Source organism: Crinalium epipsammum PCC 9333 (assembly GCF_000317495.1).
Classification (GTDB): domain Bacteria; phylum Cyanobacteriota; class Cyanobacteriia; order Cyanobacteriales; family PCC-9333; genus Crinalium; species Crinalium epipsammum.
This window is the reverse complement of sequence record NC_019753.1, coordinates 3,367,137-3,391,988: the sequence shown is the minus strand read 5'-3', so window position 1 is coordinate 3,391,988 and position 24,852 is coordinate 3,367,137. Positions and strand designations below refer to the sequence as shown.

The 24,852-nt window shown below is 40.7% G+C and carries 22 protein-coding genes and 1 tRNA gene; 14 read left to right on the top strand and 9 right to left on the bottom strand.

The genetic code is table 11. The features are described from left to right. The first annotated feature begins 199 nt into the window (after window positions 1–199). Window positions 200–4,849: a glutamate synthase large subunit gene (gene gltB / locus CRI9333_RS14755; RefSeq protein ID WP_015203962.1), complete on the top strand. Its 4,650-nt coding sequence runs from the start codon at window positions 200–202 to the stop codon at window positions 4,847–4,849. A gap of 84 nt (window positions 4,850–4,933) precedes the next feature. On the opposite strand, the gene CRI9333_RS14750 is transcribed toward gltB, so the two are convergent. From CRI9333_RS14750 to CRI9333_RS14740, 3 genes are all read right to left on the bottom strand, one after another. Next, entirely contained in the window at window positions 4,934–5,968 is a 1,035-nt protein-coding gene (locus tag CRI9333_RS14750) for a polysaccharide deacetylase family protein (protein ID WP_015203961.1), read from the bottom strand. Between the two features lie 117 nt (window positions 5,969–6,085). Beyond that, entirely contained in the window at window positions 6,086–7,636 is a 1,551-nt protein-coding gene (locus CRI9333_RS14745) for a bifunctional pantoate--beta-alanine ligase/(d)CMP kinase (RefSeq protein ID WP_015203960.1), read from the bottom strand. An 80-nt stretch (window positions 7,637–7,716) separates the two neighbouring features. Then, window positions 7,717–8,640 carry a septal ring lytic transglycosylase RlpA family protein gene (locus tag CRI9333_RS14740; RefSeq protein ID WP_015203959.1) on the bottom strand — a complete coding sequence of 308 codons (924 nt, stop codon included), beginning with the start codon at window positions 8,638–8,640 and terminating at the stop codon, window positions 7,717–7,719. Between the two features lie 235 nt (window positions 8,641–8,875). On the opposite strand from CRI9333_RS14740, the gene purM reads away from it, so the two are divergent. Continuing rightward, a complete protein-coding gene (gene purM, locus CRI9333_RS14735; protein ID WP_015203958.1) occupies window positions 8,876–9,904 on the top strand; it encodes a phosphoribosylformylglycinamidine cyclo-ligase in 1,029 nt (342 codons plus the stop codon). 237 nt (window positions 9,905–10,141) lie between these two features. Here the strand turns inward: purM and CRI9333_RS14730 are convergent. After that, a tRNA-Cys gene (locus CRI9333_RS14730) sits at window positions 10,142–10,213 on the bottom strand. A gap of 302 nt (window positions 10,214–10,515) precedes the next feature. Between CRI9333_RS14730 and CRI9333_RS25025 the strand changes: the two genes are divergently transcribed. The 5 genes from CRI9333_RS25025 to CRI9333_RS14705 all read left to right on the top strand — a co-directional run bounded on the left by CRI9333_RS25025 (window position 10,516) and on the right by CRI9333_RS14705 (window position 13,872). Then, a complete protein-coding gene (locus tag CRI9333_RS25025; protein WP_015203957.1) occupies window positions 10,516–11,427 on the top strand; it encodes a hypothetical protein in 912 nt (303 codons plus the stop codon). A gap of 113 nt (window positions 11,428–11,540) precedes the next feature. Continuing rightward, entirely contained in the window at window positions 11,541–11,858 is a 318-nt protein-coding gene (gene grxC, locus CRI9333_RS14720) for a glutaredoxin 3 (protein WP_015203956.1), read from the top strand. 9 nt (window positions 11,859–11,867) lie between these two features. Continuing rightward, window positions 11,868–12,368, top strand: a complete 501-nt coding sequence (tadA, locus tag CRI9333_RS14715) for a tRNA adenosine(34) deaminase TadA (RefSeq protein ID WP_015203955.1) — start codon at window positions 11,868–11,870, stop codon at window positions 12,366–12,368. 189 nt (window positions 12,369–12,557) lie between these two features. Continuing rightward, window positions 12,558–13,268: a lysophospholipid acyltransferase family protein gene (locus tag CRI9333_RS14710; RefSeq protein ID WP_015203954.1), complete on the top strand. Its 711-nt coding sequence runs from the start codon at window positions 12,558–12,560 to the stop codon at window positions 13,266–13,268. A 355-nt stretch (window positions 13,269–13,623) separates the two neighbouring features. After that, a complete protein-coding gene (locus CRI9333_RS14705; RefSeq protein ID WP_015203953.1) occupies window positions 13,624–13,872 on the top strand; it encodes a hypothetical protein in 249 nt (82 codons plus the stop codon). A 32-nt stretch (window positions 13,873–13,904) separates the two neighbouring features. Here the strand turns inward: CRI9333_RS14705 and CRI9333_RS14700 are convergent, their stop codons facing one another. Further along, window positions 13,905–16,043 carry a S8 family serine peptidase gene (locus CRI9333_RS14700; RefSeq protein ID WP_015203952.1) on the bottom strand — a complete coding sequence of 713 codons (2,139 nt, stop codon included), beginning with the start codon at window positions 16,041–16,043 and terminating at the stop codon, window positions 13,905–13,907. 377 nt (window positions 16,044–16,420) lie between these two features. Between CRI9333_RS14700 and CRI9333_RS14695 the strand changes: the two genes are divergently transcribed. From CRI9333_RS14695 to grxD, 3 genes are all read left to right on the top strand, one after another. Beyond that, complete coding sequence (locus tag CRI9333_RS14695; RefSeq protein WP_015203951.1) at window positions 16,421–17,107, top strand: hypothetical protein; 687 nt, start codon at window positions 16,421–16,423, stop codon at window positions 17,105–17,107. 47 nt (window positions 17,108–17,154) lie between these two features. Continuing rightward, window positions 17,155–17,415, top strand: a complete 261-nt coding sequence (locus CRI9333_RS14690) for a BolA family protein (RefSeq protein ID WP_015203950.1) — start codon at window positions 17,155–17,157, stop codon at window positions 17,413–17,415. A 67-nt stretch (window positions 17,416–17,482) separates the two neighbouring features. After that, a complete protein-coding gene (gene grxD / locus CRI9333_RS14685) occupies window positions 17,483–17,806 on the top strand; it encodes a Grx4 family monothiol glutaredoxin (protein WP_015203949.1) in 324 nt (107 codons plus the stop codon). Between the two features lie 128 nt (window positions 17,807–17,934). Here grxD and CRI9333_RS14680 read toward each other — a convergent pair whose 3' ends face one another. Then, complete coding sequence (locus tag CRI9333_RS14680) at window positions 17,935–18,183, bottom strand: DUF6761 family protein (RefSeq protein WP_015203948.1); 249 nt, start codon at window positions 18,181–18,183, stop codon at window positions 17,935–17,937. Between the two features lie 716 nt (window positions 18,184–18,899). Between CRI9333_RS14680 and CRI9333_RS14675 the strand changes: the two genes are divergently transcribed. Further along, complete coding sequence (locus CRI9333_RS14675; RefSeq protein WP_015203947.1) at window positions 18,900–19,676, top strand: response regulator transcription factor; 777 nt, start codon at window positions 18,900–18,902, stop codon at window positions 19,674–19,676. Window positions 19,677–19,726: 50 nt separating this feature from the next. On the opposite strand, the gene CRI9333_RS14670 is transcribed toward CRI9333_RS14675, so the two are convergent. Together CRI9333_RS14670 and CRI9333_RS14665 are read right to left on the bottom strand one after the other, a co-directional pair. Beyond that, complete coding sequence (locus CRI9333_RS14670) at window positions 19,727–20,314, bottom strand: hypothetical protein (protein ID WP_015203946.1); 588 nt, start codon at window positions 20,312–20,314, stop codon at window positions 19,727–19,729. Window positions 20,315–20,351: 37 nt separating this feature from the next. Continuing rightward, entirely contained in the window at window positions 20,352–20,690 is a 339-nt protein-coding gene (locus CRI9333_RS14665) for a 2Fe-2S iron-sulfur cluster-binding protein (RefSeq protein ID WP_015203945.1), read from the bottom strand. 123 nt (window positions 20,691–20,813) lie between these two features. Here CRI9333_RS14665 and cimA point away from each other — a divergent pair, with 123 nt between their 5' ends. Next, window positions 20,814–22,430: a citramalate synthase gene (gene cimA / locus CRI9333_RS14660; RefSeq protein WP_015203944.1), complete on the top strand. Its 1,617-nt coding sequence runs from the start codon at window positions 20,814–20,816 to the stop codon at window positions 22,428–22,430. Window positions 22,431–22,485: 55 nt separating this feature from the next. Here cimA and CRI9333_RS14655 read toward each other — a convergent pair whose 3' ends face one another. Beyond that, window positions 22,486–22,704, bottom strand: a complete 219-nt coding sequence (locus CRI9333_RS14655; protein ID WP_015203943.1) for a hypothetical protein — start codon at window positions 22,702–22,704, stop codon at window positions 22,486–22,488. A gap of 68 nt (window positions 22,705–22,772) precedes the next feature. On the opposite strand from CRI9333_RS14655, the gene yhdJ reads away from it, so the two are divergent. Together yhdJ and CRI9333_RS14645 are read left to right on the top strand one after the other, a co-directional pair. Further along, window positions 22,773–23,663: an adenine-specific DNA-methyltransferase gene (gene yhdJ / locus CRI9333_RS14650; RefSeq protein WP_015203942.1), complete on the top strand. Its 891-nt coding sequence runs from the start codon at window positions 22,773–22,775 to the stop codon at window positions 23,661–23,663. After that, window positions 23,626–24,795, top strand: coding sequence for a hypothetical protein (locus CRI9333_RS14645; protein ID WP_015203941.1), 1,170 nt, complete (start codon window positions 23,626–23,628; stop codon window positions 24,793–24,795). The genes yhdJ and CRI9333_RS14645 overlap by 38 nt, the downstream gene beginning before the upstream one ends. The last annotated feature ends 57 nt before the right edge of the window (window positions 24,796–24,852 follow it).

The following is a 24,852-nucleotide window of genomic DNA, read 5'->3' as shown; positions in this document are numbered from 1 at the left end:
TAGCCTTAGTCAAATTTTAGATAATTAACCACAGATGCACACAGATAAACACAGATGTAATAACTGATTTTTGCTCAAATGTCTAATGGTTAACGCTTATCCAATAAATAAGTGAGCTTGTCGAAGCTATTTGTCAAGCCGCGGCAGAGTAAACAACCTTACAACCAGTAAATTTTTACCAAATCACAGGGACAAATCAATGAATAACGGGAGTCTGAACAATAATACACAACAGAATCTATTAAATCAGAGCGAAGCACCTTATGGTGGTCAACGATGGCTGGTGGAGGAGAGGGATGCTTGCGGCGTTGGCTTTATTGCTTCTTGTGCGGGTGTGGCTACGCATAAGCTGATTGAACAGGCTTTGTCGGCTTTGTCGTGTATGGAACACCGAGGCGGTTGTAGTGCTGACCAAGATTCTGGGGATGGCGCGGGGTTGATGACGGCTATTCCTTGGGAATTGTTGAGTCAATGGTTTGAGCAGAAAAATTTGAGTATGCCTGCAACCGATAAAATCGGGGTAGGAATGGTGTTTTCACCTCCAGATGCTTCTCTTCAAAGTACTACTCGGCGCATTGTTGAGGAAGTTTTGGCTTCTGAAAATTTACAGTTGCTTGGTTGGCGAGAAGTACCAGTAAAGCCAGAAATTTTGGGTGTCCAAGCGCTAGAAAATCAGCCGAAAATTGAACAGCTATTGGTGGTTTCCCCTGATAAAACAGGTGATGAACTAGAGCGACATTTGTATGCGGTGCGTTGTCGCATTAGCAAAGCGTTAGAGGCGGAAAAAAATCTCAATTTTAAGCGGTCTGACGATTTCTATATTTGCTCGTTTTCTAATCGCACTATTATTTATAAGGGCATGGTGCGTTCTGTAGTGCTGGGAGATTTTTATACAGATTTAAAAAATCCCGCTTATCAGAGTGCATTTGGGATATATCACCGTCGTTTTAGTACAAATACGCTGCCGAAGTGGCCCTTAGCTCAACCGATGCGTTTGTTGGGACATAACGGTGAGATTAATACACTGTTGGGCAATATTAACTGGATGATGGCACGGGAGGCTGATTTAGATCATCCTTCTTGGGATGGTCGGTTAAATCAATTGAAGCCAATTTTGAATCCTGATAATAGTGATTCAGCGACGCTAGATAATGTATTTGAGTTACTGGTGCGTTCTGGACGTAGCCCACTGGAATCAATCATGATTATGGTTCCAGAAGCTTATAAGAATCAGCCGGATTTAGTAAATCATCCCGAAATTGTGGATTTTTATGAATACTATAGCGGTATTCAAGAGGCTTGGGATGGTCCCGCTTTACTGGTGTTTAGTGATGGGAAGAAGGTAGGGGCGAGTCTTGACCGTAATGGTTTGCGACCTGCGCGTTATTGCATTACTAAAGATGGTTATGTGGTAGTAGGTTCGGAAGCTGGTGTGGTGGATTTGCCGGAATCTGAGATTTTGGAAAAGGGCAGGTTGGGACCAGGGCAAATGATTGCTGTGGACTTGGAAAGCCATGAAGTTTTGAAGAATTGGGAAATTAAGCAGCGTGTAGCTAACGGAAATCCTTATGGCGCTTGGCTGCAAGAGTATCGCCAAAATCTAGAAAATCAACTTTTTCCTGATGCTAAACAGTTGGATACGGTAAGTTTACTGCGCCAACAAAGTGCTTTTGGCTATACGTCTGAAGATGTGGATATGATTATTCAGGAAATGGCGGTTCAAGGTAAGGAACCAACTTTCTGTATGGGTGATGATATTCCTTTGGCGGTGTTGTCGGAAAAGCCCCATATTTTATATGACTACTTCAAACAGCGTTTTGCTCAGGTGACTAATCCACCGATTGACCCGTTGCGGGAAAAGTTGGTGATGTCTTTGAGTATGGAGTTGGGTGAACGTGGTAATTTGCTGGAAGCAAAGCCTGAGTACGCGCGGTTGCTGAAGTTGGAAACGCCTGTTCTGAATGATGGGGAGTTAGCCAAGATTCAGGAGTTGGGTTTTGAGACGGCGTATTTGTCTACGTTGTTTGAAATAGCACAAGGTCCGAAGGGGTTAGAAGCAGCAGTAAGTCGTTTGTGTCAGGAAGCGGTTGAGGCGGTAAATGCTGGGAAGAAAGTTTTGATTCTGAGCGATCGCGTAGATGCTATAAATGCTGAATTAAGCTATATTCCGCCATTACTCGCAGTGGGTGCTGTTCACCACCACTTGATTAAGCAAGGATTACGCTGCAAGGCTTCTTTAGTTGTGGATACTGCTCAATGCTGGAGTACTCACCATTTTGCTTGTTTAATTGGCTATGGTGCGTCTGCGGTTTGTCCATATTTAGCACTGGAAAGTGTGCGCCATTGGTGGTCTGATTCTAAGACTCAGGCGATGATGGAACGGGGTAAGATTCCTGCTTTGACGGTAGAAAATGCTCAGGCTAATTACCGCAAAGCTGTAGAGGAAGGTTTGTTAAAAATCCTCTCAAAGATGGGAATTTCTCTATTATCTTCTTACCAAGCGGCGCAAATTTTTGAGGCGATTGGTATTGGTGGAGATTTGTTAGCTTTGGGCTTTCAAGGTACGGCTTCGCGCTTGGGTGGCTTAAGTTTAGAGGATTTAGCTACTGAGGTGATTTCAGTTCATCAACGTGCTTTCCCTGAAATCAATATTAAGAAGTTGGAAAACTTGGGCTTTGTGCAGTACCGTCCTGGTGGCGAGTATCACATGAATAGCCCTGAACTGGCGAAAGCATTGCATAAGGCGGTGGCGAAGTCTGAATATGACCACTATGAGGTTTATAAGCAACATTTGGCAGGTCGTCCAGTTACAGCGCTGCGAGATTTGTTGGATTTTAAGAGCGATCGCTCTGCTGTACCACTTGAGGAAGTAGAATCGGTTGCGGATATTGTGAAGCGATTCTGTACTGGTGGGATGTCTTTAGGTGCGCTATCACGGGAGGCGCATGAGGTATTAGCGATCGCGATGAACCGAATTGGTGGTAGATCTAATTCTGGGGAAGGTGGGGAAGATCCAGTTCGCTTTAAGGTGTTGGATGATGTTGATGAGAATGGTAATTCTGCAACTTTACCTCACTTGAAAGGGCTGCGAAATGGCGATACTGCTTCTAGTGCAATTAAGCAAGTAGCATCAGGTCGTTTTGGTGTCACGCCAGAATACTTGATGAGTGCTAAACAAATTGAGATTAAAATGGCTCAAGGCGCGAAGCCAGGAGAAGGCGGTCAGTTACCTGGGAAGAAGGTTAGCCCCTATATTGCGATGCTACGCCGTTCTAAGCCAGGGGTGACATTAATTTCACCTCCACCGCACCACGATATTTATTCGATTGAAGATTTAGCGCAACTGATTTATGACTTGCACCAAATTAACCCGAAGGCGCAGGTGTCGGTGAAGTTGGTGGCGGAAGTTGGCATTGGTACAATTGCTGCGGGTGTTGCTAAGGCTAATGCGGATATTATCCAAGTTTCCGGTCACGATGGCGGGACTGGCGCATCTCCCTTAAGTTCGATTAAACACGCAGGTTCACCCTGGGAATTAGGGTTAACTGAGGTGCATCGAGTATTGATGGAAAATAACTTGCGCGATCGCGTTATCCTACGGGTTGATGGTGGTCTTAAGAGTGGCTGGGATGTCCTTATAGGCGCTTTAATGGGTGCTGAGGAGTTCGGGTTCGGTTCGATCGCGATGATTGCTGAAGGCTGTATTATGGCGCGGATTTGCCATACGAATAATTGCCCTGTAGGTATAGCTTCTCAACGGGAAGATTTGCGGAAGCGGTTTAGTGGTATTCCAGAAAACGTTGTTAATTTCTTCTATTTTGTTGCGGAAGAAGTGCGGAGTTTGTTAGCGCATCTGGGATATCGTTCATTAAATGAAATTGTTGGTCGTGCTGACTTATTAACGGTACGTGAAGACAAGCAACTGGCTAAGACTCAATCTTTAAATTTGGATTGTATTACTAAGTTACCAGATACACGGGGCGATCGCTCTTGGTTGAACCATGAAACTGTACACAGCAATGGTGCGGTTTTGGATGACCAAATATTAAACGATCCACAAATTCAAGCTGCAATCCGCGAACATGGTAGTGTTGCTAAGACAGTTGCGATCGTGAATACGGATCGCAGTGTGGGTGCGAGAGTGGCTGGTGCGATCGCATCTGTGCATGGTAATAGTGGCTTTGAAGGGCAAATTATCCTCAATTTCACAGGAAGTGCTGGTCAAAGTTTTGGCGCATTTAATTTACCTGGAATGACCCTTAACTTAGAGGGTGAAGCTAATGATTATGTAGGTAAGGGGATGCACGGTGGCGAGATTATTATTAAACCACCCGCAGACGCTACTTATCAGGCATCAGATCAGGTAATTGTTGGCAATACTTGCTTGTATGGGGCTACTGGCGGCACGTTGTTTGCTAATGGTAAAGCAGGTGAGCGATTTGCTGTGCGTAACTCTAAAGGTCAAGCCGTAATTGAAGGTGCTGGCGACCATTGCTGTGAGTATATGACAGGTGGTGTGATTGTTGTTCTTGGTCATGTTGGTCGCAACGTTGGCGCTGGAATGACAGGCGGTTTGGCTTACTTCTTAGATGAAGATGATAGTTTTGCCGCGAAAGTTAACCCAGAAATTGTCAAGATTCAACGAGTAACAGCACCAGTTGGTGAACAACAATTAAAAGAATTAATTGCTACTCATGCAGAACATTCGGGTAGTGAGAAAGCTAAGATGATTTTGGATAATTGGGCGGAATATTTGCCGAAGTTCTGGCAGGTTGTACCACCTTCTGAGGCTGATTCGCCGGAAGCTAATGCTGATGTTGCTGATGAGTTGGTTGCTGTGAAAGCGTAGTGGCTATGAATTAAATGGATGATTAATTAGTGGGTGGCTAAAGTCACCCATTTTTTAATTTTTGCACTTGAGTTGATGACCTTTCTATTTATTTGTGTTTAAAGATGTAGAAGAATTCGGCGTTGGAGTATCAGTAGATTTTTTAGCTAGTACCTGTTGTTCCTGTTCTTGTAAATCTAGCAATTCTGGTACGGTGACAAATTTATAACCGCGCTTTTTCAGTTGAGAAATAATTATGGGTAATGCTTTAATTGTATGAGCGCGATCGCCTCCGCCATCGTGCATCAACACCATACCACCTGGTTTCGCATCCTTCATTACATTTCTGACTAACCTTGGTACAGATGGACGGCTATAGTCGTTCGAGTCTGACGACCACATTGCTACAAAGTATTTATGCTTTTTAGCATAGTCAACTACTCCGTTGTTCATTACACCACCAGGCGGACGAAATATTGCGGGTTTTAATCCTGTAACTTTGTAAATTAGTGCCTCTGTATCCTCAATTTCACGAGCAGCATCCGCAGGACTCATGCGACGATAACGATGGCTCCAAGTATGATTAGCAACAGCATGACCATCTAGTACGACTTGTTGGGCAATCTGAGGATATTCTTTCAGGGGTATCCCAACCATAAAGAATGTTGCTTTAATATTATCTTTTTTCAGAATTTCTAATATTTTTAAGGTGCTGCGCGGCCAAGGACCATCATCAAATGTAAGAGCGATCGCTTTTTCTTTACTACCCAGTTTTACTTGTTTAAGAACTTGCCCTTGAAACTTCGCTGGAATTAAAACATTAAAAATTTCTGTTTTAGCTGTTTGCTCCCATTGTCCAATCACCTTGCTTAAACTTTGATCAGTTGGTTTAATTGATTGCTTAACAATTGCACTAGGTTGCTGTTTATTACTGCGATCGCTACTTTGGGAAATAATATCTTTGTCAGGTAAGTTATATTTACGGTTTTTTTGCTGGGAGATATTTAGCTGGTCTTGTGTGGTCACTGCCCGATCATTAGATAGCTGCCAGTATAAAATGAGGAGACCAAGTACACCAACAGAAGTAACCGCAAGAGCTAATCCCCAATCGCTGAATCTCTTGCCTACTTTAAAAAACATATAACGCTTTCCCAAGTTAATTATTCCTTAACTGTTAACAATATTCCCAAAAAGTAAGTGAAGAAGTGCAAGATTACGTCAATTCGTTTCTCCTATAGTTGTGGCATAAAATTCTGTTTATTTGTGATTGTTAGTTGTTAATTGTTGTTTATACAAACTTATAATTTGATTAGTAACTTCTACAATACTTAAGTTATCTGTTTGAATCTCGACGGCATCAATAGCTTTGCGTAGGGGCGCGAAAGTGCGATTACTGTCGCTCATGTCGCGTTCTTGAATCAAGTTTTCTAGTTGCTCTAAAGTGACATTTTCCTGACCTTGCTTTTGCAACTCTAGTAGTCGCCGACGCGCTCTTTCTTGAACAGAAGCCGTTAAGAATATTTTTAATTCAGCATCGGGAAAAACGTTAGTACCAATATCTCGACCTTCAGCAACGATACCGCCTTTTTTGCCGATATTTTGCTGTTGTCTGACGAGTTCAGTACGAACAGAATGCAAAGCTGCGATCGCAGATACTTGCGCTGTCACTTCCATTGAGCGAATGGCTTGAGTAACATCATAATCATTGATCAAAATCTGGGGACTTGATTCATTTTGTTGATTTTCCACAAATTTAATTTGACATTGGCTAACTAATTCTGCGATCGCACTTTCGTCATCTAGAGCAATTCCTGATTGTAAAACTAACCACGTTACAGCACGATACATTGCCCCAGTATCTAAATACAGCAGTCCTAGCTGTTGAGCAACTACACGAGTAACTGTAGATTTTCCAGCACCAGCAGGGCCATCAATTGCTACAATCGGTTGACGGTTTCGTAAGATTATATTGTCAATTAAGCGAGTTGAATCAATTTTAGCTGCGATCGCGAGTAGTCCCGTTTCTGCAACTTGCTCTAAAGGTATTAAAGTTCTTGGCTCAACCAATTCTAAATATTCCACCTGAAAAGCTGGGACTGTAGATATTTCCTGCTTAACTATATTAATTAGTGGAGTGCGATCGCGTTCACCTAAACTAAACAAATTCTTGGCTTTTGCTAAACCTCGATACAACACTTGCGCCTGTTCTTTTTGCTCAGGAGTTAAATATTGATTGCGAGAACTATAAGCTAGTCCAAAGGACTCTCGGACAATTGGACAAGGAACAATCTGCACTGGCAATTTTAGATCCTCTACCAAACGCTGGATAATTGCCAACTGCTGGGCATCCTTTTCACCAAAATAAGCTCGCTCAGGCTGAATTAAATTTAACAACTTCGTCACTATGGTAGCAACACCCTGAAAGTGACCAATACGCGATCTACCACATAAAACAGATGTCATTGATGGTGGTGGTACAACCTGGGTAAGTTCTGAGTCAGTTGTACTAATTATTCCCATTTCTGCGGCTGTAGGAGCAACAATTGCATCTACTCCAACTTTTTCACAAAGTTGCCTATCTTGCTCTAGTTGACGCGGGTATTGCTGGAAATCCTCTGTGGGCGCAAACTGAAGTGGATTGACAAAAATGCTGACAATCACAATTTTATTTTGGGTTTTCGCTTGCTTTATTAGGCTTAAATGACCAGCGTGCAAAGCTCCCATAGTAGGAACTAAGCCAACTTCTAACCCTTGTCGATGCTGTTTTAAGTAGCATCTAATTCCAGCAGTTGTCGTAAACAAACGCATTATCAATTAACAATTAACAATTACCCATGACCAATGACCGATGACCAATGACCAATGACCATTATCAATCTTTTTTGGTGTTAATTGTTACTTGCAGTTGTTTGTTGTAGGTCTAAGACATCTATACGCACTGGTGCTACGCCAGTTTGGGTTATTCCGATTGTTCTGGCTGCGGCGGCAGATAGATCAATAACCCGACCTCTAATAAAAGGGCCACGATCATTAATTCGTACTATTACTGAACGATTATTATTTAAGTTTGTCACCTGCACTTGGGTTCCAAATGGTAAGCTGCGATGGGCTGCTGTCAGGGCATTCTGGTTATATCTTTCACCATTTGCACTACGCCTTCCATGAAATCCAGGGCCATACCAAGAGGCAATTCCTTGAATTTGAGAACGAATAACTGAGCCTACAGCAGCTTGAGATGGCTGTGGTGGTGTATGGACGGGAATTTCTACTACGGTGGTATCAGTCAGTAAGCGTCGGAGTTGACTGGCTATTTCCAACGCATCTTCAGCAAGATTGTTAGTTGTATTTGGTAATCTGGCGCTACCGTTAATTTGTACTAAAGCTTGACTATTGACTTTAATGGTGTAGCAGTTGCAAGTTGGGTCTAATATGACTGCGATCGCACTTTTGTTAAGATTGTTCCTACTTAGCTGACTTAGCTTGGCTGCAACTTGCTGCGCTCTCCAAATTGGATCATCTTGAGGATCTGTTTGCTCTAATCTTTGTTGACTCGCTAAAGCAACTTCATCAATAGGGCGGGAACCGAGAAACATTAACAATGGAGTTTCGCGTAAGTAGAGAGTTGCAGCTTGATAACCGGAAAATTCATGGGGAACTATTTGAATAATAGATTCATTCGCTGTAGCGGAAATTGATTGAGATGATTTGCTGTTAGAACTTTTGAAAAGCTGTGATTGAGCTTGGCTAGGTGTTGCAGTACCCAAAAAGGTGGCTAATATGGCAGCTACGATATAAAGAAATTTTTGATTCATCAGCAGTTTTCAGAAATTTGCACTCGAAATTAAGTCTAAGCCTTGTTCAGCATTCAACTCATAGTCATTCCGTGTTCATGGGTGTACCATGAACACGAAACAGACTAGCACGAATTTTTTCAGCACAGATGAGCAATTTCAGGAAATTAACTTAAAATTCAAGTCAGTCATTAGTTATTGGTCATCGGTCATCGGTCATTGATAATTGTTAATTGTTAATTGTTAATTGTTCAAGATGGATTATAAAGATGCAGGGGTTGATGTTGAGGCGGGTCGCTCTTTTGTAGACCAAATCCGCAGTTTGGTGCAAAGCACACACCGCTCTGAAGTTTTGGGTGGATTAGGCGGTTTTAGTGGTTTTTTCCAACTCCCGACAGGTTATAAAGAACCTGTGCTGGTTTCTGGGACTGATGGCGTAGGTACTAAGCTGAAAATTGCTCATGAGCTTAACCGCCATAATACTGTGGGCATTGATTTAGTGGCTATGTGTGTCAATGATGTCTTGACATCTGGGGCAGAACCACTATTTTTTCTAGATTATTTAGCTACTGGTAAACTGAATCCTGAGCAGTTAACTGAAGTTGTTGCTGGAATTGCTGAAGGTTGTCGTCAGTCGGGATGTGCGCTAATTGGTGGGGAAACGGCAGAAATGCCTGGTTTTTACCAGCAGGGAGAGTATGATTTAGCTGGTTTTTGTGTAGGGATTGTAGAAAAAAGCCAAATTGTAGATGGTTCGCAAGTAGAATTGGGTGATGTGGCGATCGCACTAGCAAGTCAAGGTCTTCACAGTAACGGCTTTAGTTTAGTGCGAAAAATTGTGAGCGACGGGAATTTTAACTGGAACGACACACCATCCGTTTTAGAGGGTCAAAGTTTAGCTGAAGTTTTTTTGACCCCGACGCGCATTTATGTCAAGCCAGTATTAGAAGCCAGACGCTCTGGTATTGATATTCATGGTATGGCTCATATTACTGGCGGTGGTTTACCAGAAAATCTGCCACGCTGTTTAGGGAAAAATCAATCTATTAAGATTAACCCTAACAGTTGGACTATTCCGCCGATTTTTAACTGGTTAGCTGAGGCGGGCAATGTTAATTTGACGGCAATGTTTAATACTTTCAATATGGGCATTGGTTTTGTTTTACTTGTACCACCAGCAGAGGCAGAGCAAACTATTAGTTGGTTTAATTCACAAAATATTGCTGCCTATAATATTGGTGAAGTAGTTGCTGGTGATGGTAGTTTACTAGGAATTTCCGAGTAGAAATCACATACAATAACAAAATTCCCGACTTCTCCACAAAGTCGGGATATTAGCCTTTCATCAGCTAAGAAGCCTTAAAATTTTAGCTTTCTAGCGAGCGAGACGCTCGTACTACAGCTTATTGCTAAAATCGCACACGGAATTACTGGTTTAATGTTGTCTTCATACGCGATGTCTGCGACGGGCTGCGCCTACGCACTTCGACAATCGAAATTTGATGGAAATTAAACTGATTAAAGGCGGCACCCAGATTTGAACTGGGGAGTGGAGGTTTTGCAGACCTCTGCCTTACCACTTGGCTATGCCGCCGTATGCACAGAATACGATTATACCAAACTTTGCTCAAAAATGCGTAAGCGATCGCAAAAAAAAGTACGACCGCAGTATGCCATGATTTGATATCTTAAGTTTTGAAGGCTAGTAGTATTGATTAGTTATAAGATAGTTATCTGCGGTGCGCTAGTAGCCTCATCTGAGCATTTACTACCAGGAGGCGATCGCCTACTCTGAAGCGATCGCACGATAAATTCTGTTAAAGATAGTTGTATTGTTCTTTTTCAGCAAGCATTAAATAATTAAATGATGTTCTAAAATTTTCACCTCTGCCAGTTATGACCCAACAGAATCTTCTAGAACTTGCCAAGCAGGGTGATGCCAAAGCGATCGCAACCCTGATGAATAGCCAGTTGCAGCCTAAAGGGCTGAAAGCCAAAGTTAGTATTGCCAACAACTGTTTAATGGTGATCGCAGAATCAGTTGATCCAGACTCTACACAACCGCCTTCTCATTCATTTATTGTTAATTTTGTCCGCAAAGGCATAACCGCGTTAAATCCTGAAGAAATTCATCGTGTAGTTGTATGGGGAAAAGCCCCAGGTAATAAAGCCCCAGCTTGGCGAGATGATTTTAAATTATCCGAGCCTGATCTGAGAAATAATTTTGTTGAGCAGGAAAATAATTTTAAACCTCAACAAGAGAATATTCAACCAGAAAATGTTGCACCCCCAAAACCTAAAAAACCCTTAAAACTCTTCAGCAACTCTCATATTTTCATGCAGACTGAGAATTTGGTAATAGCTGGTGTTATTTTCGTTTTGTTTGTTTTTGCTACTTTGTTTTTTGCTGGCAGAGAAATATTTACTGTCAAAGGAGATTCTAAGGAGAATATTGCCAATATATCTAATTTAGATGAGTCGTCAATTTTAAATACAGAGATTACCAACTTTTTAGGAATGTATTTTAAAGCTAGTATGGCTCAAGAAAAAAAAGGAGATGAATTTTGGTGTACTGATTCAAAAGATTATATAAAAAACATGGATAAAAGTAAGGATTGGCAGCTTATAAAAATTAATCCTTATGGAAATTCGAGTGTAGACAGTGAAGTGAAGATTAATCATTTAAATGAAAGTAAAGTACCTACAAGCACTACCTGGAATATATACCTTAAAAAAGAATATGGTTCAGAAGATAATAAAGTCCCTAGTAGATGGTGTATATCATCAATCTTTGCCAAAGAATCTTGATAAAATCTTATTCTGTCAACCCGCCCCTACTATAAACGTTACTGACTGCTATAAAAGGCGTAAGTCCTAAATGATATAGGCTAGAGGAAGTTCACATATTTTACATCTGAACAATGCTTGAATTTCTTAACCCTATTTTAGGTCGTCACCCAGAACAAGTTAAAGCTAATGTAGAAATTTACACTTGGCAAACCTGCCCTTTCTGTATTCGGGCAAAGATGTTGCTGTGGTGGAAAGGTGTTAACTATCAAGAATATAAAATTGATGGGGACGAAGCAGCCAGAAATCAAATGGCTGAACGTGCTAATGGTAAGCGGACACTACCACAAATTTTTATTAATAATCAACACATAGGCGGATGTGATGATATTTACGCCTTGGATAAACAAGTTCAATTGGATTCATTATTAGCACAATCGGCAACATCGTAAGGGTATATTTTGGTAAAAATTCCCCCACCGCCGATTGAGGAGCCTGAGTATTTAGTACATCGCAAATGGATGGAAAAAGCTTTGGCACTAGCTCAAGCTGCTGGTGATGCTGGTGAAGTGCCTGTAGGAGCAGTTATTGTTGACGATGCTGGTAACTTAATTGCTGAAGCTGCTAATCGTAAAGAGCGCGATCGCGATCCGACAGCACACGCTGAAATCTTAGCGATCCGAACTGCTGGCAAAGTTTTAGGCGACTGGCATCTTAACCAATGCACTCTTTACGTTACCTTAGAACCTTGCCCAATGTGTGCAGGTGCGATCGTCCTAGCGCGGTTAAAATTGCTAGTTTATGGCGCAAATGACCCTAAAACTGGCGCAATTCGGACTGTGGCTAATATTCCTGATAGTGCTTGCTCTAACCATCGCCTATCAGTATTAGCTGGTATTTTAGAATCTCCCTGTCGCCAACAACTACAAGCTTGGTTTACCCAACACCGTTCAATCAATTAACAATTAACAATGATGCTTAATTCTCAGTGTGGTTACCTATCGGTTAAGCATATTTTCTCTCTCTCTGCCCCTCTGCTTGTCACCACGCTCCTTATGACAACTCTTAAAGTGTCCTTATAGTAAAACTAAAAAGAGGTCAGAAAATCTACAGTAAATACTAGGACGCAGTAAAAAACGTGAGGTGACATGATGCAGCTTTCTTCTGAACCAACTACACAAACATCAACTTCTACCAAAGAAGGCTCCGTTACTTCCCGTGTTGCAAGCTGGTTAAAATCTATAGCCTATCCTGTGGCGCGTTACGGTATACTGCCATTTTACTTTAGTCGGATAGAAGTTACTGGACAAGAAAATTTACCTACAGAAGGTGCAGTTATCCTTGCACCTACCCATCGCGCTCGTTGGGATGCTTTTGTTGTACCTTATGCCACTGGTCCTTATGTTACAGGTCGTGATTTACGGTTTATGGTTTCTGCTAATGAAATGAAAGGGTTACAGGGTTGGTTTGTCCGCAGATTGGGCGGGTTTCCTATTGATACAGAGCAACCAGGAATTGGCAGTTTTCGTCATGGGGTTGAATTGCTACTCAACAAAGAAATGCTGGTTATTTTCCCAGAAGGTAATATTTTTAGAGATAATCAAGTTCACCCATTAAAGCGCGGTTTGGCTCGAATTGCTCTCCAAGTAGAATCAATGCAGCCAGGGTTGGGGATTAAAATTGTACCGATTAGTATTAATTACAGCCATCCATTTCCTAAGTGGCGGGGTACGGTCAAAGTTAATATTGCTTCCCCTTTAGAAGCGGCTGACTATAGCAGTGAATCAGCTAGAACAAATGCTAAAAAATTGACTGCTGATTTAGAAACTGTTATCAAACAGCTTGAAACAATCAACAATTAACAATGGCTAATAAACAGCCCTGTAAATCTATAGTTATATAGCTGTACATTATGCAGATAGCAGTGTTACTTAGTAATCAAAAAATTTTGTAACAGATTTTCCAAGATTAAGTTTAAGATTTATGACATATGTTTGTTTTTGTAATAAAGGAGACACTATTTTAAAAAATTTTCCTGTATAGTATTAGCATCAAATTTGGTAATCAAAGTAGTTTTCCAAATTAATAGCTTTTTAGGGTTGTACTCAACCTAAAATTAACTATTGGTATCGGAGATTATTATGTTGTCTAAACCATGTTGTGCTTTTGGTGTACTAGCAATTTACAATCTACTGAGATTAACGCAGGGTGTTTACTATGGCTAATAGAGTAAGCTTTATATCTAATTATGACCAACTAGGTATAGCTAATCAAGGCATAAGCATTGAGCCAAGTAGCTGCAATATTCATTTTAATTGGTACTGGTTGATGTTATTCCGTTTTCTGGGCGTATGCTCTGGAGCTTGTGTAGCAGATAGCAGTGAAGATAGTAGCCAAGGAAAACTAGATTCTCAAGGCTTACAACACTTAAGTAAATTTGGAGTTGAACGCGAACTTTGGCAGTAAACAATTAGCAATTAGCTGTCAAATGATAACTGTTAAATGCCTAAGTTTAACTGCCAACTTTTGAGGATTCCAGTATCAATTTGGGCATAATCTACAATCCATAACTGCCAAATACCTATAACAGGTTGATTAAGCAGTTGTTTAAGTGTGGGTGTAGTTTGTAGGGAATAGGTGGCTTGTAGTTGAGTCGCAGCGCCGAGTGTGCGATTTTGTAATAGTATTGTTTGACCTGTAGGGGTTTTTAAATTAATTTCTATATCGCCTAAAAAACTGTGTTCAATGTTAAGGCTGATTTTAATATCTCGTAGGGGATTGCGACCGCCTTGCGGCGCGTAAGCTTCGCTAATTTGAATACTACTGGTAACCCCTTGGAGATTATATTCAGGAATAGCAACACTGTTGTCATTGCGTACTTGAAGATATTGGGAAACTTTTGGTTGTTGTAAACGCTCACCCGCAGCTTGCACAGCTTTAAAAGCATTTACTTTACCGTAGCCAAACCATTGAGAATAACCGTTAACGTCATAAGTACCCAGTTGTAAACCGAGTTGAGCATCAGCATTGCGATCGACAATTTTATCAGCAGTTTCTTGAAGAATGCGCTTAACTTCAAGAGCCGTTAAATTAGGATTAGCCGATAAAACTAGCGCCGCAACTCCAGCCACAACAGGAGCCGCGCTAGAAGTACCGCCGAAATCAGCAGTAAAATTACTGGTTTCATACCCAGCTAAGCTGACGCGATCAGTGGTTAAAATACCTAATCCAGGTAGTGAGGATTGGACTGGAGGAGCAGTATAAAGATAGCCTTTTTGTTCAAACCACATTCCTGGTGGTGCATTATTGCTGGGCGCACATACAGATATGTTAGTTCCCCAGTTACTATAGGCTGATTTTTTGTTAAGACTGGTGCAGGCAGAAACCGTGATTACGTCGGGATGAACAGTAAAACCGCTTAACCACTGGGTAGTCCCTCGCAAAAAATTATCCGACCAGCCACGCTCATTTACAGTACCGCTCAGTGGACGATTAGCATTACCCGCAGCAAAGACTATTACACAACCTTTACCATTTCGTCCAGTAGTAGTGGCGCGGGTGAGTGCGGCTCTTTGGCGTAAGGAAAGGGGAAAATATATCGAAGCGGCTCCCCAACTACAGGAAACGACAGCAGCACCTTTATTAATTGCCCAGTCAAAAACTTGCTCAACAGAGTTGTCATCTAAATAACCAGTGGTGCGAATGGGCATAAAACCGCAGCCTGGGGCAACACCGACGATACCAGAATTGTTTTCTTCTGCGATCGCAACTCCTGCACAAGCAGTACCGTGATTTTCTTCTTCTGCTGTGGGTAAAGGTAACAAATCTTTGTCTTGTAAATCTCTGGGAGCAATAATCTTTCCTTGCCCTTGAAAATCTGGATGACTCAGATCAAAGCCGTCATCCGCCACAGCTACAACGATAGAACGTACACCGCGAGTAATATCCCAAGCTTTTTCAATATCAATATGAGCGCCAGCAACTAACTGTTGCTTACCACCACTATTGTAGAGATACCATTGCTGAGGATATAAAGAATCTTTAGGTCGGTAGTGTTTTTCTTGTGGTACTACTATATTAGGTTCAGCTAACAAAACTTCTGAAAGTTTCATCAAACGATTAGCAATTTTTACCGGATTTTCTTGAGCAAGCTTGGTAACTTGAAATACATAAGTGTTGGGGATACCAATAACTGGTTGTAGTCGGTTTAAGCCATAAGATTGTGCGATCGCACTGATTTCTTGCTCGTTTACCCCATCAGCAAATTGAATTGTTAGCTGATCCGTGAGATAAACCAAGGTTTCTGGATGATTTTCAAACTGATATACATGACTAGCAAAAGCAACTTGATCTGATTCCCTTGCCGTCTGCATCACTTCATCACGCTGACCTGGTGCAACGATAAATTCTTCTAGCTGTACTTTGGGAATTTCAAGGGATAATTCAGCAGGTAGCGTTGTTGCAAACTGATCTGATGCTTCTGGGTTAGTTGGGCGGATAGTAAAGCGATCGCTCACCTTTAACAGCCCTAATTCCTCTCCACCACGCTGCAAAATATTACCGATATTTTCCTCAGATACACCCGAAAATATAGGATTTTTTTGAGCATAATTAGGCTGATTTGCGGCATCGTTCATCTAAATAACTCCTATTTACAAAAATTACATTTGAAGATTTTTAAAACTCAAGCCGCCAATAAAACACTTATTAGCTAAAATCTAGTTATTAAATAGCTTTTACCCCTACACCCCAGCTTTGCTAATTTTATTTTGGGAACTTTCTCATAGCTGCGTGAGTCTTAACTAAACAGTCAAACAGCTATATTTCCATAAGTTTGTAGTAACGATGTCCCAAATATCAAAAGATTTCAAGGACTTTACTCATTACTACGAACTCAGCTTACCTAAATAAGTGCAAAAAATCTCATGGCTTCAATTTCCTGAAGTCTCGTAATGTTAAGATACACAAAGTTAAAATTTGTTTTGTTTCTCCTCACCCGCTTAAGCGTGCCTCTATGGTGAATTTTGCAAGTATTTCTCGCCTTAGTACCTATATTGTTGCCCTTCCACTCTCATTTACACTAACGCTGCTACCACCAGCACAAGCCCAAAATCCAAATCCAGGGCAAGCAGTAGATGCTGAACCAACCCAACCTGATTTGAGTGATCCTAATAATCTGCGCCCCTTGACTCAGAATAATAGTATCCTCAGCCAGCAGGGAGGAAAGCGTTTAATGACAGAAGCGCTTAATGCTGCCTCTTCTCGAAACTATGCCGTAGCTGTCAAGAAACTCCAAGACGCACGTCAGGTTTTCAACCAGTTGTCTAATTTCTATCAACAGCTAAATACAAGTTTTTCTGCAATTGATAACCGAATTGCTGATAGTCAACGACGTAAAGCGGTTGAGGCTGCTGATATGCGCGATCAGGCAACTTATCAATTGGCGCTGGTACATAGAGCGCAAAATCAATCAGAACTGGCTGTACCCTTGTTAATTCAAGTTATTCGCAGCCAAAACCCCACACGAGATTTAGGTAAAAAAGCTTACCAGCAATTATTTGAGGTTGGTTTTGTAGATGCTCCCTTTTCCGGTGCTGTTGGCAGTCAGCCTACGCCACCTACAACACCTAGAACACCTACACCGCAAATAACACCCACAACACCCACGCCGCAGACAACACCCACAACACCTAAGAAATAGATTACATTTAAAAATTGATTTGAAATAGATTGTGAGTAGGAATATCAATGGTTACTCCAGATCAGGTTGAGGCGATGATCAAGGCACAATTGCCAGATGCCCATATCCAGGTTCAAGACTTGACTGGTGGCGGCGATCATTACCAAGCAATTGTAGTTTCTACGTTGTTTGAAGGCAAGACACTTGTACAACAGCATCAGTTAGTATATGCGGCAGTAGGAGAAGCAATGGCTAGCGAAGCAATTCATGCCTTAGCCCTCAAAACTTACACTCCGCAAACGTGGGAATCAGCACGTCAGTCTGCTTAAGCCACAACGATCTTAAGCTTGATTAAACTAGAGATATACCACACAGCACAAAGTTGCAAACATAAATATGACCCCAGAACTGAAAGAGCGGATTGACAATTTAGTTAAAGAAAACAAAATTTTGGTTTTTATGAAGGGCAACAAACTGATGCCCCAATGTGGTTTTTCTAATAATGTAGTTCAGATTCTAAATACGCTAGGCGTACCTTACCAAACTATTGATATTCTAGAAGACTACGAAATACGCCAAGGGATTAAAGAATATTCCAACTGGCCAACAATTCCTCAAGTTTACATTGATGGTCAATTTTTGGGCGGCTCCGATGTGTTGATTGAGCTATATCAAAAGGGCGAATTGCAGCAAATGGTAGAAGTTGCCCTTGCTTCCTAAAACTTAGTAATGATAAATCATAATCCCCTGATAAATTCTAGATATTTAGAATTTATTAGGGGATTTTTTAACTAAAGCAAATTGAATGTAATTTGTTTGCAGATGAGTTCACGTTCTTCAAAAAATATTTAATAATAGTCAGTTTCTCGCTCAGTCTGTAGCATATTAAAATTGGATGTATCGTATAGATACCTAGTAGCTTCTTCCTCTAGGCGGTGTACTTGATATGCCTCAACAACTTTAGTATTGCGGAGAGCAGCTAAATAGCCATCCAAATACAGCCTGAGATCATCAAAGCGATAACCCCGATTCCACATTTCGACAAGGGAATCGGTAAGCTGTTGGTAGTGGCGAATAGTTTGAGTATCTTGAAGCATGATTAAATACCTATAAAAAAGAGTTAGTTAACAGCAGGCAATTCTTATAAGGCGTGAGCTAAACCATAGCGTATCGCATTGCTTTAACTAGAAAGACGCTGTGGATTTGTTCCGAGTTTCTAGTTGGTTAAGGTGAGTTTGAGTGACTTTATCAAAAAAACTAAACTTAAGACAGCTTTAGTAATTCTTTAGCTATTGACGAATTAAAAGTTGATGTCTTTAGTAACAGTAATCTTTGAAAATCACATTTGACATATCTTAATCGTAATTGAACATAGTCTTTGGATCATGTACCTGCTGGGCTATTTTTAGGTGGTATTATATATAATTACCTCACCTTTGATTACAGTAATTACGCATTGTATCTACATATTTTGGTTTTGGCGACTCCTGAGTAGAAAGTTGGAATAATTTTTGAACAAAAATTATTTAAGTTTTATAGGCATTTATGCCAATTTTAAATAATTGAGAGATATTCCGAAAGAATTTACCCCTATCCTCCTTGCGGGAGTTGAGCTATTTAAGATGAATTTTGTTACGGAGTGTAACAGCTTTGTTAAGCTTCGTTAAGTTTATTGTAACCATTATCTATCAAAAGTTTTGCATTATTTTCAAGTTTTTTCCGCGCTTCTTCACTCTCAGTAGCAGAAGTTACAATATCCTGACATTAGCTCTGTTACTCTTATCGTCACCAGCTTGAAGGGAAATATACTGCTGTGGCATCAGTTTGTGTTCAAATAGTTGAAGGCAACCATCACCTGCGATCGCTCCTGGGCTGGCATTTACAGCAAGCAGGTTACTGGGTTGCTCAATGCGCTAACATTCAGCAGGCTAGAGAAACATTTTATAGCCGCCAACCAGCACTTGTAATTGTTGACTCTGACTTGCCAGACGGCGATGGAGTTGAGTTTTGTCGCTGGCTTCTTTCTCAACGACACTCATTAATTTTCATGCTGTCAGCCCGCAATACCGAAGGTGATATTGTCGCTGCTTTAAAAGCAGGAGCCGATGATTACTTAACAAAGCCTTTTGGAATGCAAGAGTTTCTAGCTAGAGTGGAGGCGCTACTGCGACGAATACGTTTGAATGTTGTGCCAGCATCTTTAGATTATGGCGATCTAAAAATTGATGTAGTACAACGGCGCGTTCGCTTTAAAGGGGAATTTATTGATTTAACTCCTCAAGAATTTAGTTTGCTATACGTGCTTGCTCAAGTAGGAGGACTAGCTTTAAGCCGTTCTGACTTACTGCGTCGCGCTTGGCCGGATGCTATAGATAATCCACGTACTATTGATACGCACGTTTTATCTCTACGCAAGAAAATTGAAACTGATCCTCGACAACCCAGCTTAATTCAAACCGTGAGAAATGTCGGTTATCGGTTAAATGTGGAAATTCTTAATTCAACAGCATTAACATCGTTAACTAATCAGAAAAATACTTCTGAACTAAGTTTAAGTGCGATCGCAGTAACTCCTAGCCGTCAACGTTGACCAAGGAATACAACTCGCATGAATGCTTATAGTATTTCTAACTGATCATATTATGACAAGCTAACTTGCGTGAGTGCAGTTGTAATTGTCCAAGCATCTATTAGCAACAACAGTATGGTGCATCCTAACAAAATTAGATACATCCAAGGTTGAGCTAGAGGACGAATATCTGTTGTATCAATTTTTGTCTTGGCTTGGACTAACTGTACTAACTTAGCAAAACTTACGACGCGCATTGGCAGCAAATAAGCCGTTTCCGACTTACTTACAAAATAATAAACCAACCCCCCTTGACCTGTGGTGCGAAGTTTTAAATCTTTAATTTCACTCCAATATAAAGACCAACCTTTGCGAAAGAAGCGCGGAACCCACCCAGGATATGTTACCTGAATTGTTTCGGAATCTAGAATTACCCTTTCACTTAATGCACCATAAAGCGCCACAAATCCTAATGCAATCAAGAGCCAAAGTAACATTGGTGGTACAGTTGCTTTGGATACCTCTGCTAAAAACGGTAGGGGAATTGTTAACGCTATGTATAAGGCAATTAAGGTAATCCTAATTAAAGGAGAAATCGGAAATACAGCAGGCGGGGCTGGTTGTTCCGATATTGGTTCTAATTGAGAATTTGCTGACACGGCTGAAAATTTTTCCCAATTTTAAATTGCAAAGGGTTTATCCTTGTGGTGTCCATACAGTTTGATCGCCTTGTCCCCAGAAACCATCAAATTTGGTTACTACCACATCACCTAAAACTTGAGTTTGACAAGATAATCTGCGATTTTGTTTAGGAGAATGGGGAGGAAGCTTAAGCCTAGTTTTTTCCGTCCAACTTGCTTCGGAAACTTCTCCTTCGACTTGGACGGCACAAGTTCCGCAAGTACCTATTCCCGTACAGTTAATAACTTTTGCCTTCCCATTGTAAACATCTATCCCATTTGTTAATAAAACTTGACGCAAATTGCTTCCTTGTTCGCACTCAAAAGTTTTTCCTTGGGCTGTTACTTTTGGCATAATGTTTGAACTGATGATCCTGTAAGTAAGAAATTTTTTTTGTTAATTTTAACTATTACATTTATTTACACGCATTAGCTGTTAAATACTATACCCACCTCTCTGTCTTCCTTCCTAACTCTTATGCCAGATAAATCAAACTTAATTTCGATCTATGACACGACGCTACGAGATGGCGCTCAACGTGAAGGGTTATCTTTATCACTGGAAGATAAGGTACGCATTGCGCGACAGTTAGACGAGTTGGGTATTCCCTTTATAGAAGGCGGTTGGCCAGGGGCAAATCCTAAAGATGTACAATTTTTCTGGCAACTACAAGAAGAACCACTCCAGCAAGCGGAATTAGTAGCTTTTTGTTCTACTCGCCGTCCTAAAATAGCAGCAGCAGATGAGCCGATGTTTCAAGCAATATTAGCTGCTGGTACGCGCTGGGTGACTATTTTTGGCAAATCTTGGGATTTGCACGTTATTGAAGGGTTGAAAACCAGTGAAGATGAAAATCTAGCGATGATTGGAGATACGATCGCCTATCTCCGCAGTCAGGGACGGCGGGTAATTTATGATGCGGAACACTGGTTTGATGGTTACAAGCATAACCCTGAGTATGCGCTGAAGACGCTGGAAGCCGCAAGGCAAGCTGGCGCTGAATGGTTAGTTTTATGTGATACCAATGGCGGTACTCTTCCCCACGAAATTAGCCAAGTTGTGCGGGAAGTGGTACAGGCGACGGGTGGAACAACGCCAGTAGGGATTCATACTCATAATGATGCTGATACAGCAGTGGCGAATGCGATCGCAGCCGTGATGGAAGGTGCAACAATGGTACAAGGCACAATCAACGGCTATGGAGAACGTTGTGGTAATGCTAACCTTTGTTCTGTCATTCCCAACTTACAACTGAAGTTGGGCTATAAGTGCCTTGAGGATCATCATTTAGCTTCTTTGACTCAAGCTAGTCGCTTTGTCAGCGAAGTAGCTAATCTCGCCCCCGATGAACACGCGGCGTTTGTTGGTCGTTCTGCCTTTGCTCATAAAGGCGGTATCCACGTTTCTGCTGTTGAACGCAACCCTTTAACTTACGAACATCTTCAGCCAGAAAAAATTGGTAATGTCCGTAGAATTGTGATTTCTGATCAAGCTGGATTAAGTAATATTCTGGCAAAAGCTCGTAGTTTTGGGATGACTTTGGATAAACAACACCCTGCTTGTCGTCAAATTTTACAACGGCTGAAGGAATTAGAAAGTCAGGGGTATCAATTTGAAGCTGCTGAGGCGAGTTTTGATTTATTAATGCGTCAGGCGTTGGGACATCGACAGCAGATGTTTGAACTGAAAGGTTTTCAAATTCATTGTGATATTGGGGTGACTAAAAATGCTCTGGCTACTGTGAAGGTTGCTGTTAATGGTAAGGATATTTTGGCAGCAGCAGAAGGGAATGGACCAGTATCAGCTTTAGATGATGCGTTACGCAAGGCTTTAGTTAATTTCTATCCAGCAATTGCTGCTTTTCACTTAACAGATTATAAGGTGCGAATTCTCGATAGTGGGGCTGGGACTGCTGCTAAAACTCGCGTATTAGTTGAGTCTAGTAATGGTCATCAACGTTGGAATACTGTAGGGGTTTCGGGGAATATTTTGGAGGCTTCTTATCAGGCGGTTGTTGAGGGGATTGAGTATGGTTTGTTGTTGGAATCGGCAACTGATTTAGAGTTAGCTGGTTCTACAGTATTGGTGCAGTAATGATAGTGCTTGCGATCGCATTTGGTTGTGCTGGGTGCTGAGTGCGATCGCTTTTTTAGATCTGGTCGTAAATAGCGTCTGAGTTGCTGTAAGCTACTAAAAATTGTTTTGATGTTAGTGTAGACCAAGCTTTTTTATCTTCTATATCTTCCTGTTCGCTAACTAGAACAATAACCTTAACTACTTGTTCGCTTTTTAGGCTGGTTTGCAAGGTTTCAGGGAGTTCTAGTTTGCCTTCAGGAGTTACTTTTGAGGGGAATTCGTAGGCTTTCATATTTTAATCCTAAGATATTAGTCTGAGTATGGTAGGCTTAAACACTACAGTAGATTCTCATTGGGGTAATGCAAGTCTTTGAGAAAAATGGGCATCAGGTTGTGTATGGTGACACTCTTGAGTATCTTCGCTCAATGCCTGACGAATGCGTTGATTTAATTTTTTGCGATCCACCCTATAATATTGGCAAAAACTTTAACGGTCGTAAAGAGAAGTGGGCATCAGATCAAGATTATTTGTCATGGTGTTATCAGTGGATTGAACTTTGTATTAAGAAGCTCAAACCAACTGGAACAATATATCTAATGGCTGCTACACAAAATATGCCATATATAGATATTTTTATCCGTCCTTACGTTACTATCCTTTCTAGAATTATTTGGTACTACGATAGTTCAGGTGTGCAGGCACGAAAGTATTTTGGTTCACTATACGAACCAATTTTGCATTGTGTTAAAAATCCACGTAAGTACACTTTCAACGCTGAATCAATTCTGATTGAAGCTCCAACAGGTGCAACCCGCAAATTAATTGATTATCGTAAAGCTGTACCAACAATGTATAGCTCTACAAAAGTACCTGGTAATGTTTGGCAAATTCCACGAGTACGTTACCGGATGCCAGAATATGAAAATCATCCAACTCAGAAGCCAATTGAGTTACTTAAGCGTATAATTATTGCAAGTTCCAACCCAGGTGATTTAGTATTAGATCCATTTTCTGGAACTTTTACCACGTCTTTTGTTGCTCAACAAAATGGAAGGCATTCTATTGGTATAGATGTTGAAGAAGAATATATAAAAATTGGTTTAAGGAGGCTTGATATCTGTAAGGAATATCGAGGCGAGACTTTACAGCGACCTTGCAAGTCTTACGAACAGCAGCAGCCAGAATCAATTGAAAATCTTCCTCTTTTTAACCATGATAAAGGAACATCCCTTCACGGCTATAATTCTTGAAATACTTACCAATCATTTTGGTCAAAATGCAAATAATGTATTTGAGTTAAGTCCTCTTTTACAATATCTCAATTACAAAACTCGCTCTGCTAATCGTGGTTCAAAATCAAGAAGTAGTTTTGCAAATTTATATGCTATATATGTACTGATTGAAGACTACTTAGAAAAAGGCTTTTTAGAATCTGGGGTTTATGCACAATACGATGGTGCAGAATTTACACCATTACTCAAGCGGATGAGAAGGCTACCCTTTGGTTCTAAGCTACAAAATCATGCTCTTAATAATCGAGTTAATGATGAGTTTCATAAGTTTTTTCCTCAAGAAATCCGCAAACCTATACTTAGAAGAGTAGACCTTCAAAGGTACTGGATAAATGAAAGCCTCCTAAAATTAAATATATCAGGCAGTGAAATTAATATTGCTAAGGTTATATTAGAAATAATAGATCAATATGTAAAAACAAAAATAAACTCTTTTGACCAGTTTATACAAGATTGCGAACGGTTAAAAAAATTGTCTACAGAAAGCGAATCCTCGATTATTCAGTTTATTTATGAACTGATTGCTCCTGAACGTGATGCTAGAATATTTGAGATTGTCAGCTATGCAGTTTTGAAAGAATATTATTCAGATCAGATAATTTTTATTGGTTCAACCAAAGACAATATTAAGGAAGAATTTTTAAAACTATATAAAACTGGTCGAACTAATGCAAATGATGGTGGTATTGATTTTGTAATGAAACCGTTGGGGCGTTTCTTTCAAGTTACGGAAACTCTAGATGTCAAAAAGTATTTACTCGATATAGATAAAATTCAACGCTATCCGATTTCGTTTGTGATCAAAACGCTTCTACCCGAAGAGGAAATTTTAAATCGCATGAAGGAGGGAGTTATGCAGCAATACTCCGTTCAAGCTGTTGTGGATGATTATATGGCTGCGATAGAAGAGATAATTAATATTCCCTCACTGATTAATAAATTTGATGAAATAGTTACTAAAGGACGGTTTCGGCAAGTTTTAGAGGAAATAATTATTTGGAGTAAATTGGAGTTTAACTACGTTAGCGAACAGGATAATGAACCTGGAAATGTTGTAGATGAGGACGAGGATCAAATAGAAGAAGATTGAGCCGTCAAGAACTCAGTACTAAAATTTTTATTTAAATTCAATTGGCGATCGCACAAT